The 18,214-nt window shown below is 74.2% G+C and carries 14 protein-coding genes; 10 read left to right on the top strand and 4 right to left on the bottom strand.

Annotation, left to right across the window (positions count from 1 at the left end; all coding sequences use genetic code 11):
- Nucleotides 1-58 precede the first annotated feature (58 nt).
- From FM119_RS11015 to FM119_RS11005, 3 genes are read left to right on the top strand one after another with little or no spacing between them, the layout of a single operon-like run.
- Entirely contained in the window at nt 59-1,048 is a 990-nt protein-coding gene (locus FM119_RS11015) for an AAA family ATPase (RefSeq protein ID WP_245827451.1), read from the top strand.
- Nucleotides 1,048-2,544 (top strand): DUF58 domain-containing protein, encoded by a 1,497-nt coding sequence (locus tag FM119_RS11010; RefSeq protein ID WP_087138092.1) that lies wholly within the window; start codon nt 1,048-1,050, stop codon nt 2,542-2,544. The genes FM119_RS11015 and FM119_RS11010 overlap by 1 nt, the downstream gene beginning before the upstream one ends.
- The gene (locus FM119_RS11005) at nt 2,541-4,892 is read left to right on the top strand and encodes a transglutaminase-like domain-containing protein (protein WP_087138091.1); all 2,352 of its coding nucleotides are present in this window, start codon (nt 2,541-2,543) and stop codon (nt 4,890-4,892) included. The genes FM119_RS11010 and FM119_RS11005 overlap by 4 nt, the downstream gene beginning before the upstream one ends.
- A 52-nt stretch (nt 4,893-4,944) precedes the next feature.
- On the opposite strand, the gene FM119_RS11000 is transcribed toward FM119_RS11005, so the two are convergent.
- Both FM119_RS11000 and FM119_RS10995 read right to left on the bottom strand, forming a co-directional pair.
- Nucleotides 4,945-5,751, bottom strand: a complete 807-nt coding sequence (locus tag FM119_RS11000) for a hypothetical protein (RefSeq protein WP_087138089.1) — start codon at nt 5,749-5,751, stop codon at nt 4,945-4,947.
- Nucleotides 5,748-6,293, bottom strand: coding sequence for a hypothetical protein (locus FM119_RS10995; RefSeq protein WP_087138087.1), 546 nt, complete (start codon nt 6,291-6,293; stop codon nt 5,748-5,750). The genes FM119_RS11000 and FM119_RS10995 overlap by 4 nt, the downstream gene beginning before the upstream one ends.
- A gap of 121 nt (nt 6,294-6,414) precedes the next feature.
- On the opposite strand from FM119_RS10995, the gene FM119_RS10990 reads away from it, so the two are divergent.
- Together FM119_RS10990 and FM119_RS10985 are read left to right on the top strand one after the other, a co-directional pair.
- Nucleotides 6,415-7,632 carry a hypothetical protein gene (locus FM119_RS10990; protein WP_087138085.1) on the top strand — a complete coding sequence of 406 codons (1,218 nt, stop codon included), beginning with the start codon at nt 6,415-6,417 and terminating at the stop codon, nt 7,630-7,632.
- Complete coding sequence (locus tag FM119_RS10985) at nt 7,629-12,008, top strand: FtsK/SpoIIIE domain-containing protein (protein WP_087138082.1); 4,380 nt, start codon at nt 7,629-7,631, stop codon at nt 12,006-12,008. The genes FM119_RS10990 and FM119_RS10985 overlap by 4 nt, the downstream gene beginning before the upstream one ends.
- Before the next feature lie 123 nt (nt 12,009-12,131).
- Here FM119_RS10985 and FM119_RS10980 read toward each other — a convergent pair whose 3' ends face one another.
- Nucleotides 12,132-12,875 carry a hypothetical protein gene (locus FM119_RS10980; protein ID WP_143822689.1) on the bottom strand — a complete coding sequence of 248 codons (744 nt, stop codon included), beginning with the start codon at nt 12,873-12,875 and terminating at the stop codon, nt 12,132-12,134.
- A gap of 104 nt (nt 12,876-12,979) precedes the next feature.
- Complete coding sequence (locus tag FM119_RS10975) at nt 12,980-13,720, bottom strand: hypothetical protein (RefSeq protein ID WP_087138078.1); 741 nt, start codon at nt 13,718-13,720, stop codon at nt 12,980-12,982.
- Between the two features lie 147 nt (nt 13,721-13,867).
- Between FM119_RS10975 and FM119_RS10970 the strand changes: the two genes are divergently transcribed.
- The 5 genes from FM119_RS10970 to FM119_RS13920 form a co-directional block, all read left to right on the top strand.
- Nucleotides 13,868-14,197, top strand: a complete 330-nt coding sequence (locus tag FM119_RS10970; protein ID WP_087138076.1) for a hypothetical protein — start codon at nt 13,868-13,870, stop codon at nt 14,195-14,197.
- Nucleotides 14,198-14,327: 130 nt separating this feature from the next.
- A complete protein-coding gene (locus tag FM119_RS10965; RefSeq protein ID WP_087138074.1) occupies nt 14,328-14,621 on the top strand; it encodes a WXG100 family type VII secretion target in 294 nt (97 codons plus the stop codon).
- A gap of 47 nt (nt 14,622-14,668) precedes the next feature.
- Nucleotides 14,669-15,214, top strand: coding sequence for a WXG100 family type VII secretion target (locus tag FM119_RS10960; RefSeq protein WP_179205311.1), 546 nt, complete (start codon nt 14,669-14,671; stop codon nt 15,212-15,214).
- Nucleotides 15,207-15,518 (top strand): hypothetical protein, encoded by a 312-nt coding sequence (locus tag FM119_RS10955; RefSeq protein WP_087138070.1) that lies wholly within the window; start codon nt 15,207-15,209, stop codon nt 15,516-15,518. The genes FM119_RS10960 and FM119_RS10955 overlap by 8 nt, the downstream gene beginning before the upstream one ends.
- 19 nt (nt 15,519-15,537) lie before the next feature.
- Nucleotides 15,538-18,214: hypothetical protein (locus tag FM119_RS13920; protein ID WP_179205309.1), on the top strand; the 2,677-nt coding region annotated here is incomplete at its 3' end.

Below are 18,214 nucleotides of genomic sequence, written 5' to 3'. Positions count from 1 at the left end.
CGACCCCGCAGACCGCAGACCACCCCGGCCACCCCGCCGCCCACGCACAGGAGAGACCATGAACGCCGCCTCCCAGCCGAGCATGACCGACGAGCAGGCCGCCTGGTTCTCGCAGGTCTTCGGCCGCCTCGTCGAGAACGTCGAGCAGGTCGTCCTCGGCAAGGCCCACGTCGTCAAGCTCGCCTTCGCGAGCCTGCTCACCGGCGGTCACCTGCTGCTCGAGGACTACCCCGGTACAGGCAAGACCTCCCTCGCCCGGGCGCTCGCCCAGACCGTCGGAGGCCACAGCGGCCGCATCCAGTTCACCCCCGACCTGCTGCCGGGCGACGTCACCGGCATGAGCGTCTACGACCAGGCCAGCCGCCGCTTCGAGTTCCACCGCGGACCCGTGTTCGCCACCGTGCTCCTCGCCGACGAGATCAACAGGGCCAGCCCGAAGACGCAGTCGGCGCTGCTGGAGGTCATGGAGGAGGGCCAGGTCACCGTCGACGGCGTCACCCACCCGGTCGACGACCCCTTCATGGTGATCGCCACGCAGAACCCCGTCGAGCAGGCCGGCACCTACCGGCTGCCGGAGGCTCAGCTGGACCGCTTCCTCATGAAGTCCAGCCTCGGCTACCCCGACCAGGCCTCCACGCTGCGCATCCTGCAGGGCGCGCGCGTCCGCAGCCACCACGTGGAGCTCGACCCCGTCGTCGACCTGCGCACCCTCCAGGAGATGGCCGTCATCGCCCGCATGCCGCACACCGACGACGCCCTGCTGGACTACATCACCCGGCTGGTGGAGGAGACCCGGAACGCGCCGGAGGTCCGGCTCGGCGTCAGCGTCCGCGGCGCGCTCGGACTGGTCAGGGCGGCGACGACGTGGGCCGCCGTCGAGGGGCGCAGCTACGTCACCCCCGACGACGTCAAGACGCTCGCCACCCCCGTCCTCGCGCACCGGCTCGTCCTGGACCCCGAGGCCGAGTTCGACGGCGTCACCGCGGCGAGCGTCATCGGGCGCATCCTCATCGACGTCCGGCCCCCCGCCGAGCGGCTGCCCCGCTGATGCCGCTGTCCCCGCGCCGGAACCGGACCGCGGCGCCCCCGGGCGTGCGGGCCGGTCGTCGTGCGCGGGGGAACGATCAGGGTGCGGACGCGTCGGCGAACGGCTCGCCGATCACCCGTCGAACGCGCCACGACGAGCACACCGGGGGCACCGGCCTCACCCGGGGGACCGAGGCGACGCGAGGCACATCGCGCACCCTCGGCACGACGACGCGGCTCGGCGTCGCCGGGGCGGGCGGGGCACCGCGCTGGCTGCGCCGCCTGCGCCGACGGGCACGTCGGGTCCTGGTCTGGCTGCGCGCGGCCCTCTCCTGGGTCTCCGAGGTGACGACGCCGGTCGGCTGGGCCAGCGTCCTCGGCGCCGTCGTGCTCGGCGTCGCCGGACTCGTGCTCGGCTGGGCGGAGCTGCTCACCGTCGCCGCGGGGCTCGGCGTGCTCGTGCTCGCCTCGCTGCTGTTCCTCATCGGCCGGCCGCGCTACGACGTCGAGCTCGAGGTCGATGCCAGGCGCACGCGCGTCGGCGAACCGGTCGCGGCGCGCGTGCGGATCACCGACCGCACCCGGTTCCGGATCTGGGTGACGCGGATCGAGCTCGGCATCGGCGACCGGGTCGTCGAGCTTCCCGCCCCCGGCCCGGGAGGGCGCACCGCCGACGTCGAGGTGCCGGCGGAGCGCCGCGGCGTCGTCACCGTCGGTCCGGTCCGCACCGTCAGGGGCGACCCGGTCGGGCTGTTCCGCCGCCACGCCAGCTGGAGCGAGCAGCAGGAGGTGTACGTGCACCCGGAGACCGTCGGCCTTCCGCCGACCTCGACCGGCTTCGTCCGCGACCTCGAGGGCTCCCCGACGACCGAGCTCACCACGAGCGACATCTCCTTCCACGCGCTGCGCGAGTACCGCGAGGGCGACGAGCGGCGCCACGTGTACTGGAAGGCCGTGGCCAGGACCGGGCAGCTCATGGTGCGCCAGTTCGAGCAGACCAGGCGTAGCCACATCGTCGTCGCCTTCGGCCGCGACACCACCGGCTGGGCCGACCAGGACGAGTTCGAACTCGGTGTGAGCGTCGCCGCCTCCCTCGGGGTCAGGGCGATCCGCGACGGCCGCGACATCACGGTGCTGACCAGTCCCGAGCCGAACCCCGCCGCCGAGGACGGCCTGCCGATGCCGGTCCGCTTCCCGACGGTCAGTCCGACCCGGCTGCTCGACGGCCTCAGCGAGGTCGAGTTCGACTCCGCCGAGATCGGCGTCGGCGAGCTGGCGGTGCTGGCCGCGGCGACGGTGCCGGGCATCTCGATCGTCTTCCTCGTCACGGGGACCGAGCCGAGCGTGCGCGAGCTGCGCAGCTGGTCGCAGCGGCTGCCGCTCGGCGTCCAGACGATCGCCGTCGTGTGCGGCCCCGGTATGACGCCGGGCTTCCAGCAGCTCGCCGAGCTCAGCGTGCTGCGGATCGGCTACCTCGACGACCTCCGGCTCGCCCTGCTGCGGGGGAGCGCGTCGTGAGCGCCACCGATGCCTCCACCGCCTCCCGCCGGGCTCGCAGGGCACAGGAGCTGCGTGAGCGCAGGGAGCGCGAGCGGGCCGAGCGCCGTGTCAGCGCCGAGTCGCTCCGGCGCGGTGGCGCGGACGAGCGCAGGGGACTGCGCACGGCGACCCCGGTCAGGGACGTCGTCGCCGTCCTCGGCCTGCTGCTCATCGTCGCCGTCCCGCTGTGGCCGCTCTACCGGCACCCGCACCTGGTGGTCACGGTCGCCGGTGCCCTGCTCATCGGCACGGCTGCCGCGCTGCTCAGCGTGCGCCGGCGTCTGCCCTGGTACGCGACCGCCGTCATCGTCGTCGCCGCGACCATCGTGGCCGGTCCCGCGCTCGCCGTCCCGTCGGAGACGATCGCGGGGGTCGTGCCGACGGTCGCCGGGCTGGCGCGGGTCGGAACGGGACTGGTCACCGGCTGGGCGGACATCGTCAGCGTCGAGCTGCCGCTCGGCGACTACGACGCGGTGCTCGTCCCCGCCCTCGTCGTGCTGCTGGCCGCCACCACGGTCGGGGTGACGGAGGCGTTGAGGGGCCGCCGCTGGCCCGCGCTGCTCGCGGCGCTGGCCGTGCTGGTCTTCGGCATCGCCTTCGGCCCGAGGGACGCGTTCCTGCCGGTCGTCGTCGGCATGGCCGCCGTCGTCTGGGCGATGCTCTGGTCGATCGTCGTCCGTCCGCGGCTGGAGGGCGTGACCGCGGAGCACAGTCGCAGCCTGCGCGCCGGGCAGCTGCGCCGAGCCGCGGTCGCCGCGGTGTTCGTGCTGGTCTGCGCGGTCGTCGGCGGCGGCGTGGTCCAGGCCGCGTCGCCGGGGGACCGCTCGGTGCTGCGCACTGCCTTCGCGCCCGACTTCGAGCCGGACCGTCAGGACAGCCCCCTGCAGGCGTACCGCGCGAGCGTGACCGGCCCCGCGGCCGAGCGCAGCCTCGTCGGCGTGGACGGCCTGCCCGAGGGCGCGATGCTCCGGCTCTCGGTGCTCGACGACTACAACGGCGTGGCCTTCACCATCGGCGACCAGCGCACCTCGGCGAGCACGGGGAGCTTCGCACGCCTGCCCTACCTCGTCGATCGCGCGGGGGAGACGGGCACGCCGGTGAGCGTGGACGTCTCCGTCCATGCCGATCTGGGAATACTCCTGCCGACCGCGGGCCGCGTCGCCTCCATCACTCTGCCCGACGGCGACGACGACGGCGTTTACTACAACCGCGAGCTGGACTCGGCCGTCCGCACCGGGGGTGCCGGTGACGGGCTGGACTACACCGTGACAGGGCTCGATCCCTCGCCGCCGCTGCGCTCGGGACTGGCGGCGCTGGAGCCGGGCGACGCCGAACAGGGCGAGCTCGTCCGCATTCCCGAGGCGCTCGTCGACGCGGCGGCCCGCAGCTGGGACGCGACTCAGTCGCCCGGCGCGCGGCTGCAGTCGGCCCTGGACTACCTGCACGCCGGCTACGTCTCCCACTCGGACGAGGGCGAGGTGTTCAGCCGCTCGGGCCACTCGGCGGGCCGGCTCGACCTGCTCGCCACCGAGGAGCCGATGCTCGGCGACGCCGAACAGTACGCGGCCGCCTTCGCCGTGCTCGCCCGGGAGCTCGGCTACCCGTCCCGCGTGGTGCTCGGTCTCGTCGACCAGGACGGCGACGGCGAGCTGTCCGGCGCGGAGCTGACCGCCTGGGTCGAGGTCGACACCGCCTCCGACGGCTGGGTCGCCGTCGACCCGAATCCCGAGCCGCGGGAGGTTCCGGAGGAGGAGAAGACCATCTCCGACGCCGTCGCGCCGCCCCGCACCGTGATCCCGCCGGAGCCGCCGACGCAGCAGGACGCGATCGCGCCGCGCGCCGATGACTCCGACGTGGAGGACAGGGCCGAGCCGCCGCTCTGGCAGCTCGTGCTGCTGGCGGTCTGGTGGTGGACGTGGCGGGTCGGGCTGGTTCTCGCCGTGCTCACCTCGCCGCTGTGGGGCGTGCTGCTCGCCGAGGCGATCCGGCGTCGGGTGCGTCGGCGGCGCGACCGGGAGTCGCTCGTCGCCGCGGGGGCGTGGCGTGAGGTGCGCGACGAGATCGTGGACTCGGGGACGACCGTGCCGGTCACGGCGACCAGGAGCGAGACCGCCGCGGCGAGCGGCTCGGAGCGCGCGGCGCTGCTGGCCGCGCGGGTGGACCGCAGCGTGTTCGGCCGCGGCGAGCTCAGCAGGGAGGAGGTCGACGAGCTCTGGGCCCAGCTCCCCGGCGTCCGTGCGGAACTGGGGGCGGGCCGCAGCCGGTGGCAGCGGTTCCTCGGCCGGGTCTCGCCGCGCTCGCTGTCCTCCGGCTGGCGCCGCGGCTGAGCCGGTGGCGGGTGAGCGGCTGCCGGGTGGCCGGGTCAGCCGGGTGGCCGGGTCAGCCGCAGGGCCTGCTGACCCTGGCGGGCGGCTCGACACCCTGCTCGTCCCCCCAGCCGTCGAAACGCAGCTCGGCGCTGCCCGTCTCGTCGGCGACGACCAGCTCGCTGGGCAGTGGTGCTCCGACCCTGGCGACGAGGATCCGGCCGAGCGGGGCGGCCTCCTCGCCGACGACCACCTCGACCGTGCTGTCCTCCGCCGACGGCTCCCTGCCGGAGGCGGGCGTCTCCGTCTCCAGCAGCAGACTCTCCAGCAGCAGCTCCGGGTCGGCGACGGGGGACCAGCGCCGCACGATCTCGTCGTCGGGGGTGACGCACACCGCTCCGTCGGCGACCTCCGCGACCCCGGTCTGCTCCGCGAGCGCCGCGTTGCCGGAGACGTAGGCGTCGCCGCCGACGACCGTGACCTCGACCTCCACCTCGTCGGCGTCGATCCGCGCGAGGTAGTCGTCGGCCGAGCGGACCACGTCCACGCCGATACTCCGGCCGGGGACCGCCGCGCCACCGTCGCCGAGCGTCTTCTCGGTGATCGTGCCGCGCATGCGGACGGAGGGCTCGTCCCCGACCGCGTCGACGACGCGGCCAAGCAGCTCCGCGTCCCTCAGGTGCCAGAGCGCGTTGCCGTCGGGGTCGTCGGGATCGACGGTGCTGAGGTCGACCGCGGTGGGCGTCGGCACCGGCTGCTCCGCGTCGGTGCGACTGCACCCCGTCAGGGCGAGCAGCGCGGTCAGGCCCGCGGCGGTCAGCCCTGTGGCCGTCGCCGTCTTCGGGCGAGGCGCACGACCGCCACGGCCGCCGCCGGTCATCGCTCCATGCAGACGCTCTGACCGCCCTGATCGGCGAGCGTCTGGGCGACGAGGGACGGCTGAGCGGTCACGGCCGCCGGGCGGACGACGAAGCACGAGTCGTCGTCGTACAGTCCCAGCGCGACGGGGAGCCACAGCTCCGAGCCGCCGCGGATCCGCGCCGAGACGTCGACGGCGTCGCCCCTGCCGTCGATGACGTAGGCGCTGTACGGCTCGTCCCCGCCCGACCAGCTCAGCCGGACGTTGGTGTCGCCCCCGCTGAGGCTGAGGTCGGTCACCGGCGTGCTCGAGGGCCGCAGGATCCCGACGACGAAGATCACGACGACGGCGACGAGCGCCAGCCCCGTCGTGATGATCGAGATGAGGAACGCCGGGTGGCGCCACATGCTGCGCTGCGTCGGCTGCGCCTCCGCCAGCTCGGGCAGCACGCCCCTGCCGCTCTCCAGCGGCCGCTTCTGCCCGGCCGTGCCCGTCTCCGACGAGTACAGGGCGGTCTGGCCCTGCTCCCACCCGAGTGTCTCGGCGCGGTTGTCGTCCGCCATCGCCGGTCCTCCCGATCCGCCCGCCCGCGCGCGGCCTGACGACCGCCCCTAACGCCCACTAGCATATGGGCAGAGCGAGCCCCGGCGTCCCTGCACAGCCGGGCTGAACGGAAGGGGAACCGTGCCGCAGCAGCGACGCGCACGCCGCACGGCGCCCCGCCCCCTCCTCGCCGCACTGGCGCTGACGGCCGCGTTCGCCGTCGCCGCGTCCGCGCCGTCGGCCGTCCCCGCGTTCGCCGCGGGCGGTGAGGACTCCGCGGGAGCCGAGCAGCCCGCGCCGAGCGGACCCGGCGGCGCGCTCATCGACGTGCCCTACCGCGGCAGCGCCGAGGTCGCACCCGCCGCGTCGTGGCGGTTCGACGACTGCGCCGCGATGGAGCGCGCCTTCGCCTCGGCCGCCGTGGACGTCAACGACGAGGTGCTCCGGCTGACCGCGTGCGCGCCGGACGGCATCACCGTCGTCTCCGACCTCTACGACCCGGACCAGCCCGAGCTCAGCCTGCCGGTCTCCGTGACGGACGGCGACGTCGGCATGGTCCTGCACTACCGGGTCCGCCTCGCCCCGCCCGAGCCGCCCGCCTTCGCGGTGGACGCGCTCGCCTACGACCACCCGATCGCCGCGGGGTCGCGCGCCCTTGTGCCCGTCTCCGACCTCGGCCTCGGCTGCGCCACCTGCGATGGAGGGGTCCGGCTCCGTGTCGATGAGGTGTCCCCCGAGGGCGCGGCCGCCTCCGCCAGCGCCACCCACCTCGTCGTCGTCCCCTCGGGGACGGGCCGCGAGACGGTGACCGTCCGGCTGAGCGCCGCCGACGACAGCGAGCAGTGGTCGGAGCCGCTGACCCTCGCGGTGCGTTTCGTCCCCGAGGGCGACGACCCGGTGCAGGCCGCCCACGTCGTCCGCGTGCTCGACGGCACCTCGGCGCGCGTGCAGCTCGGCGACCTCGTCGGGAGCGAGGGGGAGTGGTCGCTCATCGGCTGCGGGGACGCCATGCACGGACGCGTGGTGTGCGGCCGCGACGGCACGATCGACTACGTGCCCGACGCCGGAGCCGCGACCGGGGGCGGCGACCGCGTCCTCGACCAGTTCTCCTACCACGTGGCCACTCCCGGCGGCGACCAGGACAGCGGGAGCGTGACCCTCGTCGCGCCGGGCGGCACCCTCGCGCAGCGCCCCGTCGCCAGCACGGGGGCGGCCGACGACGCGGGCGTCGCCAGGACCCTCGTCGTCCCCGCCGACCCGCCGGACGACGACGCGGCGGCCCGCCAGCCCAGCCGCTTCGACGCCGTCCTCGGCGTTCTCGACGCCGACCGCACCGACACCAGGAGGACAGCCCGATGAGCCTGCGACTGAGCCTGCGCACGCCCGCGACGGGACGCCGGGCCGCCCGCGTGGCGGAGACGCGGTCCGACTACCTCGTCGACGTCGACGAGCTGACCACCGTCGCCGAGCTCGCCGAGGTGCTCGGCGTCGAGCCGGGCGCGCTCGTCGAGGGGGAGGGCCGTCCGGGCGGCGCCGAGCTCGGCGCGCTCACCCTCACCGAGGCGGGGATCCGCTCCGGGGCGGTGCTCCCTCCCGTTCCCGTCGAGGCCGCCGACCCCGGCGCCCCGCGGCTCGAGGTGGTCGGCGGTCCCTTCGCGGGCTCCGTCGTGCCGCTGCCCTGGGGATCGACCCTCACCATCGGAACGGCGCAGGAGTCGGGGCTGCGCGTGCAGGACCCCTTCCTGCTGCCGCTGCACCTCACCGTCCAGGTCGTCGCCCCCTCCGGCGACGGGCCCGCGCCGCTGACGGCGACGATCACCCCCGCCCCCGACGCCGGGGGAGCCGCCCCCGTCCGAATCAACGGCGAGCCCGTCGCCGGGCCGACGACGATCGTGCCCGTCGACCTCGTGCAGCTGGGGAGCAGCATCATCCGGCTCGGCTTCGAGCCGGTCAGCGACGCCGACCTGTCCGCCGACGAGCCGGGCGTGCTCGACTTCAACCGACCGTCCCGGATCGACCCGAGCATCCCGACCCCCGCCGTGCTCATGCCGGGCGACAAGCCCGACGACCCCGACAAGTCGCCGCTGCCGTGGCTGTCCGCGCTCGTGCCGATCGTGCTCGGCGTGACCATGGCGCTCGTGTTCCAGCGCTACGTCATGCTGCTCATGGCCGCCGCCAGCCCCGTCATGGTCATCGGCTCCTTCCTCACCAACCGCCGGCTCGCCAAGCGCAAGGGCGCGCGAACCGAGGAGCAGTGGATCGAGAGCATCAGGGACGCCGAGGAACGCATCGGAACGCTCGTGCGCGCCCAGCGCATCGACTCCTGGCAGCGCTCCGCCGACCCCGTCCACATCACCGACATCGCCACGGCCCCGCTGTCCCGGCTCTGGGAGCGGCGCATCACCGACCCCGACGCCCGCAGGGTGCGGGTCGGGGTGGGCGAGACGGAGCTCGACGTGCGGTTCGAGGGCGGCTCGCAGAAGGACCGGATCACCGAGCGCGCCGTCGGCGTCAGCCCCGCGCCCATCGAGGTCGACTTCTCCGCCGGGCCCGTCGGCCTCGCCGGGCCCGTCGACGCCGTCCGCAGCACGGCGCGCGCCATGCTCACGCAGCTGGCGACGCTGCGCTCGCCGCGCGACCTGGAGATCGTCGTCCTCACCGGCGACGAGGACGCCGCCGACTGGGAGTGGGCGCAGTGGCTGCCGCACACCCAGCAGCCCGGCCTCGGCGCCGCCATCGGCAACACCGACGACACGAGGCGTGAGCGCCTGCGCGACGTCGCGGCGCTCATCGACGCCCGCAGGCGCAGCGGCGAGGGCGGCCGCCGGGCGGCCGTGCAGTCCGAGGTCCTCGTCGTCGTCGACGGCGCGCGCCGGTACCGGACGCTGCCGGGCATGGTCGGGATCCTCGGCGACGGTGCCGCCTCCGGCGTCCACGTCCTCGCACTGGACAGCGACCCGTCACGACTGCCGGAGGAGGGCAGGACCGTCATCACCGTCGACGGTCAGGACCGCTCCCTCGCCCGGGTGGAGACCCAGCAGAAGTTCCGCTCGACGGTGCTGCTCGACGGCTGCTCGGTCCCCCGCGCGGAGCGCATCGCCCGCAGCCTCTGCTCCATCCGCCACGTCTCCGGCGACGGCGACGACTCCCTCATCCCCACGAGCGTGCGCTACGCCGAGCTGCTCGGCATCGACCTGGACGACCCCGACCCCGTCGTCACGCGCTGGGAGCACCAGCCGCGGCAGTCCTACGTCGTCGTCGGAGCCACCGCGGAGGGCGAGTTCGCCCTCGACATCGTCGCCGACGGCCCGCACGCGCTCGTCGCCGGCACCACGGGGTCGGGCAAGAGCGAGTTCCTGCAGGCGCTCGTCGTCTCGCTCGCCCTGGCCAACCGTCCGGAGGCGCTCAACTTCGTCCTCGTCGACTACAAGGGCGGCTCCGCCTTCGCCGACTGCGAGCGGCTGCCGCACACCGTCGGCATGGTGACCAACCTCGACGCCCAGGAGACCGAGCGCGCCCTCGCCTCGCTCGACGCGGAGCTGCGCCGCCGCGAGCACGTGCTCCGCGACATGGGTGCCCGCGACATCGACCAGGCGTGGGCCAAGGACCCGGAGCAGGCCGCCGAGCGCGGGCTCGCGCGCCTCATGCTCGTCATCGACGAGTTCGCCGAGCTGAAGACCGAGCTGCCCGAGTTCATCGACGGCCTCGTCCGCATCGCCAGGGTCGGGCGGTCGCTCGGCGTCAACCTCGTGCTGGCGACGCAGCGGCCGAGCGGCGTCATCACGCCGGAGATGCAGTCCAACGTGAACCTCCGCGTCGCCCTCAGGGTCACCGACAGGGCCGACTCCACCGACGTGCTCGGCTCGCCGGAGGCGTCCCTGATCTCCCCCGCCACCCCTGGCCGCGGCTTCGTCCGGCTGGGCGCGGGGATCGCGCCGATCGCCTTCCAGACCGCCCGCGTCGCCGGGCTGCGTCTGGGCACCCAGAGGCTGCAGCGCGTCCTCCCCCCTGTCGCCCCGCTGAGCTGGCAGAGCCTCGGCTACCCGCCCCGGTTCCCCGCCGTCGCGGTGGCGCAGGTCACCGACCACGACAACACCGACCTCCGTGCACTCGTCGACCTGGCGGAGGCCGCCGCGGCGCGGATCGGCGCGCGGCGCAACCCCTCGCCGTGGCTCGCGCCGCTGCCGGAGCTGGTCACCGTCGCGGAGCTGGCCGAGCGGGCGCGGCCGCTGCGGGCCCCGTCGCCGACGGCGCTCGCCGTCGGGCTCGAGGACGTCCCGTCCGAGCAGACCCAGCGCCCGTTCTTCTGGGACCTGGCGCGGGACTCGCACCTGTTGTTCATCGGCGGTGCGCGCTCAGGGCGCACGAGCGCTCTGCGCACCATCGTGTCAGGGCTCATCGAGCGCTTCGATCGCTCCGAGCTGCAGCTCGTCCTCGCCGACTTCGGCACGGGGGCGCTGCTGCCCTTCGCGGAGGCACCGCAGTGCGGCGCGGTGGTCACCCAGATGGAGCTGCACCGGGTGCAGCGGCTGGTCACCCGCCTGCTCGCGGAGCTCGGCGACCGTCAGCAGCGGCTCGCCGCCGTCGGCGCGGGCGACATCGGCGAGCAGCGCCGCAGCGTCCCGTCCGGCCAGGGGCTGCCCTACCTTGTCTTCGGCATCGACGGCTGGGACCGGCTGATCGCCGCCCTCGACCCCGACCGGATGCTGGCGCTGCGCGACGAGGTGCTCCGGCTGCTGCGCGAGGGTCCGTCGGTCGGCATCCGGGTGCTCGTCACCGGTGACAGGGGCGTGCTCTCGGACAAGCTGCAGGGCTTCATCGACGAGCAGTACCTGCTGCCGCTGCGCGACGTCAACGACTACCGTGCCGCGGGCGTGATGATCCGCGAGCTGCCGACCAGCCAGCCACCCGGCCGGGTTCTCCGGCGCGGTGCGTCGGCGAGCGTCCAGCTGGCGACCCTGTCCGACGACCTCAGCTCCGCCGGGCAGGGCGAGGCGGTCGCGGCGCGCGTGGCGACCGCGCGGCGGCGGGACGAGGCCGTCGACCCCGCCGTGCCCCGGCCGTTCCGGGTGGACGCGCTTCCCACGCGCATCGCGCTGGAGCAGGCGCTCGCACTCCCGTCGGCGGACGGCGACGCCGACGGGCCGCTCCTCGCGGTCGGCGGCGACCGCCTCGGCGGCTTCCGGCTGGACTGGCCGCTCGACGGGGGCGTCGTCGTCGTGGGGCCGCGCGGCTCTGGCCGCTCGACGGCCCTCGCCGTCCTCTGCCGGCAGTGGGCGCTGGCGGGCGAGCGGCTGCTCGTGGTGGCCCCGCGCGGCGGCGCGCTCCTCGCGGTGGCGGCCGAGCACGGCGTGCCGACGGTCACCGCCAGCGACACCGACGTGAACGCCGTGATGGGGATGCTGCCGGCCGAGGGCACCGTGACCGTGATCGTCGACGACGCGGACCTGCTCAAGAACACCCCGCTGGAGCAGGCGCTGAACGCCGTCGCGCACCGCGCGGTGTTCGCCGCCGCGAGTGAGCTGGAGGCGGCGGCGACGCTGTACAACGGTCCGTTCGCCCATGCGCGGAAGGCCAGGGTCGGCGTTCTGCTTTCGCCGACGAGCGCCGTGTCCGGCACCCAGGTGCTCGGCCAGGCGGTGCCCAAGGCGATGCTCGGCCGGCGACCGGCCGGAGGAGGGGTCCTGCTCCGCGGCGGCGGCTGGACCGAGGTCAGGGTGCCGCGGCTCGACTGAGCCCGACGACGCCGCGACGCGCCTCTGACGGGTGCCGCGCCTCTGACGGGTGCCGCGCCCCGAGGGGTGCCGTGCCGGTGGCCCCGTGCGGTGACGGGGCGCCACCGACCGGCGCGGCGTCGCTCAGAGCGCCGCGTCGTCCCCGTCGTCGGTCCGCTGCCGCTGGGCCTTCGCGGCCTCGGCCTTGGCGTTCTCGTGGTCGCGGAGCGCCGTCAGCACCGGGAAGGCGTCGTCGCCGGTGAGCATGACCGGCTGCTGCTCGATCACCCAGCCCCTGCCGTCGTCCGCGTGGCGCCAGACGAGCGCGACCAGGGCTGACGCGTCCGCGCTGGACTCCGCGACGAGGGTGCGGGCGCCGTCGGGGTCGTGCCTGACCGGCTCGAGCGCGGCCGCGAAGCCGTCCGGGTCTCCCGCGTGCCCGGTGACCAGCGCCAGCACCTCGGCGGTGTCGCGCTCCGCCCCGAGCCGCCGCGTCGTCCCGACCGTCATGGCCGAGCCGTTCGCCGTCAGCAGCCACCGGCTCGACCACCGCAGCAGCCCGACGATCCCGAGCAGGGTCGCCAGGGGCGGCAGGACCAGCGCGCTGACGAGGGCGATCCCCGTCCGCCTGTCCGCGCCACTGCCGGAGAGCAGGTGGGCCACCTGGTCGGGGTCGGATAGGACGCGCACCGTCAGCAGCGCACCGACGACGGTCAGCAGCGTGAAGCCGATCGTCCGCAGCGGCGCTCGACCCCGGCGGAAGACCTCGGGGTGCTGCCGGTACCACTCCTCGAGCGGGCGGCGGCCCGTCCCGTGGACGGGGAGGCGGTCGGGTTCCGGGTGTCGCGGCACCGGATGCGATGCCGCCCCGCGTGGGTGTGTGCTCATGTGTTCCCGCCAGGTTCTGCGCCAGGACGGCCCGGTGGCGCCGTGGCCGTCCGCGCGGGGTGCGCGCGGGGCCGTCGCCCCCCAGTCTACGAGCCCCTGACGGCTCAGCCGGGCTGCGCGGTCCGGCGTCGCCTCGGGTCGGTCCGCTCGAACTCGGCGGCGAGGTGGACGGTGAGGTCCTTGACGTTGCTGAAGTCGTGGATCGGGACCCCCGCGGGGGCGAAGGACTCCAGCGCGGACCGGAACCCGGCGATCTGCTCATGCGTGAGCGCGGAGTCCAGGTAGAGCGGCAGGTCGCACGGCTGCGCGGCGTCGAAGGAGGCACCCCAGCGGCGCAGCGCCCAGCGCTTGTCCTCGGCGACGGCGGCGTGCGCGGCCGCTCCGTCGCGGTAGGCGACCGCGACGACCAGGCCCTCGCCGGTGGCACGCGCGCTCAGCCGCTTCATCCCCCTGAACAGGAAGAACGTGCGCTCGATGGTGCGGCGCTGCGCCTCCCTCCTGTCGGTCCACAGCACCGATTCGATCCCGGACCACGGGGTGAACGGCACGACGCCGTAGGCGATCCCCGTGCCGTCGACGCGGATCAGCGGCTGGGCCGACGCGAGCGTCGCCGCCAGCTTCTTGCGCATGGACAGGTACACCGGCAGGACGCCGAGGAGGGTGATCAGCCACATGACGCCGGTCGCGATCGTCAGGTACACGGAGGGGCGGCCGCTGGCGATGAAGAACAGCGTGACGGCGCTGAACAGCACGCTGATGCCCACCGCGATGCCGATGATCTTCAGGCACCAGCCGCGTGCGTCCTCGACCGTGGTCGGGTTGTAGGTGACGGAGTACTCGGTCATGGCTCTCTCTCGTGCCGGGGCGGGGAGTGGGGCGACGGGGCCGCCGTCGTGCGGAGCCCGTCGCCTACGATAGTTCAGGCGCACAGCGAGCGGCGCGGTGCGGGGCCGCACGGGGCGGAACCCCGGCGGACGAGGAGCGGGGGATCGATGACGGACGTCAGAGCGGAACGCTGCGACGAGGCCAGGCAGCACGTTCTCACCATGATCGAGGTGGGCATCCCCGCGCAGGTCAACCCGGCGGCGCTGCAGCGCTTCGGTGCGGAGGCCAGGGCGCTCCAGGCGATCCTGGAGCGAGGCGACGACGGCGTGCCCGAGGAGGCCTACCGGCGCTGGGTCGCCGACGGCGGCGAGGGCATCCGCGCGATGATCGAGGCGGCCGACCGCGGCGACGCCTCGGCGGCGTGGGCCGCGTTCACCGATCAGTCGAGGGGCATCGCGCTGCTGGCCACGGCCTGTGTTGCGCTTCCCGGCTGGTAGAGCTAGTGCGGCGGCGGGCGCGTTGCTACCCTGTTCGTTGTCACCCGGATGGGTGGTGCAGGACCATCGCTCGGGGGACGATAGTCGCTTCCCCTTAGCTCGCAGAGTCTCCACGTGAAAGGGAACCCCCATGGCTGAAATCAAGGTCACCTCCGAGTCGCTCGCCGCCGTCGCCACTCAGCTGGGCTCCGGATCGCAGTCGATCGAGTCGCAGCTGCAGAACCTCAAGGGCCTGGTCGACGGCCTCGTCGGCGCCGACTGGGGCGGTGCTGCGTCCGAGAGCTTCAACGAGCTGTACTCGCAGTGGGACCAGTCGGCCATCCAGCTCAAGGAGTCCCTGACCGGGATCAGCGAGCTGCTCAACCGCGCCTCGCAGGCATACGACGAGTCCGAGCAGTCGATCGCCGGCACCTTCCGCTCCTAAGTAGTCCGTTCGCCGCCCGGCGGCGTCAGCACGAGGGATCGGTTGCTGTGGTTGAGTTCAAAGTTCGAGTCGAGTCGCTGGCCGACGTCGCGTCGCTGCTCGACGGTGCCTGCACGGTGTTCGACACCAACGTGACGTCCGTCGACGAGACCGTGAGCCGCGTCGTCAGCTCAGGGTGGAACGGCGATGACTCCGACGCGTTCCAGGCGTCGTGGACGGACTGGAAGGCCCAGGCGGCGGCGCTGCGCGCCACGCTGTCCGCGCTCTCCGGCCAGCTGGTCGCCGCGAGCGGGCAGTACACCTCGACGGACTCCGGGCTCGGCGGCGGCTTCGTGCAGGAGCGGGGCTCCGTCGGCACGGTCTCGCAGGGCATCTCCGGCGGCGTCGGCCGGCGGGTCAGCGCGGGACTGGTCGCCTCGGAGCGTCCCGAGGGCGACGAGCTGGACGAGGAGCAGCGCCCCGCCGCGAGCACGGGCCTGCTCACCGGTCCGGGCGTCGCCGGCCAGCGGGCGCGCGGTTCGGCCCCCTCCGGCCGTACATCGCCGACGGCGGAGCAGAGGGCAGCCGAGCAGAGGGCGGCGGAGAATGCCTGAACAGCTCGCGGTCACGGAGGAGCTCAACGCCCTCGTCGGCCAGCTCGGAGAGCTGGTGGAGTACTGCTCCGCGCTGCGCGACGGCGCGAGCGGCTTCGCCTACGTCCTTCCCGGCACGTGGCAGGGTCCGGCGCTGAACGCGTTCATCACGGCGTTCGAGTCGTGGGCCGCCCAGGCGGAGGCGCTCCGCGTCGGGGCGGAGGGGCTGCTCGAGACGGCGTCGGTCGCCGAGGACGCCTACAACCAGACAATCGAGGGACTCGAGACGATGTGGTCCCAGCTCAAGGCTCAGCTGAGCGCATAACCGCGACAGGGGATCAGCAATGACGACGGTACGGCTCACTCCGTCCACGGTCGCCGCGGACGCCGCGGCTCTCGAGGCGATGCACGGGCGGCTCAGCACGGCGATCGCCTCGCTCGAGTCCGCGCTGTCCGGCAGTCAGGGCATGTCCGGCAGCGACGAGCTCGGCGTCGAGCTGGCCGCGTCCATCGATGCCGCGGCCGAGAACGCGAGGGGCCACATCCTCAGCGGCGCCGCGGGCATCGGCGGCCTCTCGGTCGCCCTGGCGGCCACCGCTGACGGCTACACCGCGGCCGGTCAGGCGGCCACCGGCGCGGCGTCGCCCGGTTCCACCGCGGTACCCCCGAGCGACCCGAGCCTGTCCATCCCCGACTCCTTCGGCGAGTGGCCCGACTCGCCCTGGGGCGAGTTCGGCGAGTGGATGGACCACGTGCTCGCGCTGATCGCGCTGAGCTGGCCGAACGGCAACCCGGAGCAGCTGCGCAAGGCGGCGGACTCCTGGCAGGCGTTCGAGGGCGACGTGACGCCCCTCGCGGCGGAGATCGACGCGAGCATCCCGAGCGTCGCGGCCTCCGAGCTGCCGCACGAGCCGAACATCACGGCCGTCGCGAGCTCGGTCAGCGACCGCATCGCCAAGGCGGCGACGACGGCCGCCGCGGTCGCAGCCGCCTGCATCGAGGTGGCCGACCACATCGACGCCGGTCGGGAGGACATCCTCTGGGCGCTCGGCAAGATGGCCGCCGAGATCGCTGCCACCGCCGGCATCGGGCTGCTGCTCTCGGCCGTGACCGCCGGTCTGACGGGTGTGCTCGCCGGCGCGCGCATCGCCGCGGTCATCCTGCGCTGGGCGAACAAGATCCGCGACCTCATCCAGACGGTGATGAGCCGGTCGAAGGCGATCGCCGCCAGCCTGAAGGCTCTGGCGGAGGCGACCAAGGGCACGATCGCGAGCGTCGCCGTGCAGGGCGGGGAGAACGTGTTCCGCCGCCCGGACGCGTTCGGGTACTACGCCGGTCCGCAGAGCCTGACGTCGACCGCCGCCCTGAGCTTCATCCCCGGGGTGGGGGCGGGGACCGTGTCGCGTGTGGTGTTCAAGGGCAACTCGCCGCTGAGCAACGTCGGGCAGAACCTGCTCGAGGGCGGGCTGTCGACCGCGGGCGGTGTTGGCTTCTCCGTGGTGACGTCCGGCCAGGGCTTGCAGGCCACGGACGGGCGCGACATCGCGCTCGGACTGGTCTCCTCCATCATCCCCGGCGGCGGCCGCGCCAAGCCGGGCGGTGGGAGCACGCCGGGCGGCGGTTCGACCGCGACCCCGACGCCGGCGAGCACGGGGCCGACCTCGGCCTCCTCGCTGGTGAACGCGCCGGGGTCCACCGGCTCGGCCGCAACGGGCGGTCAGGCGTCGGGCGGGCAGGGTTCCGGTGCTCAGGGGACGACGTCGGGCGGCGCAAGCGCGAGCGGCGATGCCGGTTCGGCAACGCAGTCGCCCGCGTCGCAGAGCTCGGCGACGACGCAGCCCGCCGGTTCGGGGGGCGAGGCGAGTGGCTCCGTCCCGACGGCCGAGGCCGCGTCGTCAGCTCCGTCGACCGACGCTGCACCGTCCGCTGCGTCCTCCGAGACGTCCAACGCGTCGACGGAATCCTCGGTGTCGAGCGAGTCTTCCGTCTCGACAGAGTCCGCGGTCTCCCCTGAGTCTTCTGTCTCTTCTGAGTCTTCTGTCTCCCCTGAGTCGCAGGTCTCTCCTGAGTCGCAGGTCTTTCCTGAGTCGTCCGTCTCTCCTGAGTCCTCCGTGTCTCCCGAGTCGCAGGTGTCGTCTGGATCCTCGACCGAGGCACCGTCGCCCTCGTCCCCGGATGCGCCCTCGTCCCCGGCGTCGAGCGACGCCGCTCAGGGCGGTCACGCCCCGGCCGGTGACGGGCACAGTGCAGCGGACGGGCCGAGCCCCGATGCGTCGAACCCGACAGGCGCCACCCCTGACGCGTCTGCGCAGGGAAGCGGTTCCGCGCACCCGGTCGCGGCGGGTGACGGCTCGGGCCGGCCCGCAGCCGATGCGGAGGTGCGCGTCGTCGACGGTTCCGCAGACGCGCCGAGCGCCGCGGACGGTGCGGGTCATCCCGTCGACACCAGTGCGCCCGACGTCGATGTGCTCGGCAGCGGTGTTGACGCCGCGGTGCACGCCGAGACGGCGGGCAGCGCGCACTCCGCTGACGCGGGCGCTCCCGGTGACGGGGTGACGCCTGCTGCGCACGGTGACGCCACCGGCCCGAGCCATTCAGCCGACACCGCCTCTGCAACGCCCGACGCCGCCACACGCCCGGACGGTGCTGACACCCCGGCCCACGGCGATGGAGCGGACGCGGACATCAGCCCAGCAGCTGCCCCGCACGGCACCGGAGCGGATGTCAGCATGGACCTCGGCGTGACGCATGGCACCGGCTCTCCCGACGCCTCGCTCGACCTGGGGGCGTCTGCTCGCCCCGACGCAGGGGACGGCGGCCTGGATCTGGGCGGTCAGCAGTCGCATCAGTCGGGTGGCTTCGAGCCCCCGGCCGGCCGCCCGGAGGGGTCGGACGGCTGGCCACAGCATTCCGTGGAGTGGAACTCGCCGAAGAAGCCGTTCGCCGACCAGGACCTTGACCCGCACAGTGTTTATGCGGTTGAGGGTCGTGGCACGTTCTACACGAATGCGGACGGGCGGG

This window comes from Mycetocola reblochoni REB411 (assembly GCF_900163835.1).
Classification (GTDB): Bacteria; Actinomycetota; Actinomycetes; order Actinomycetales; family Microbacteriaceae; genus Mycetocola_B; species Mycetocola_B reblochoni.
This window is presented reverse-complemented; position numbering and strand designations above follow the sequence as displayed.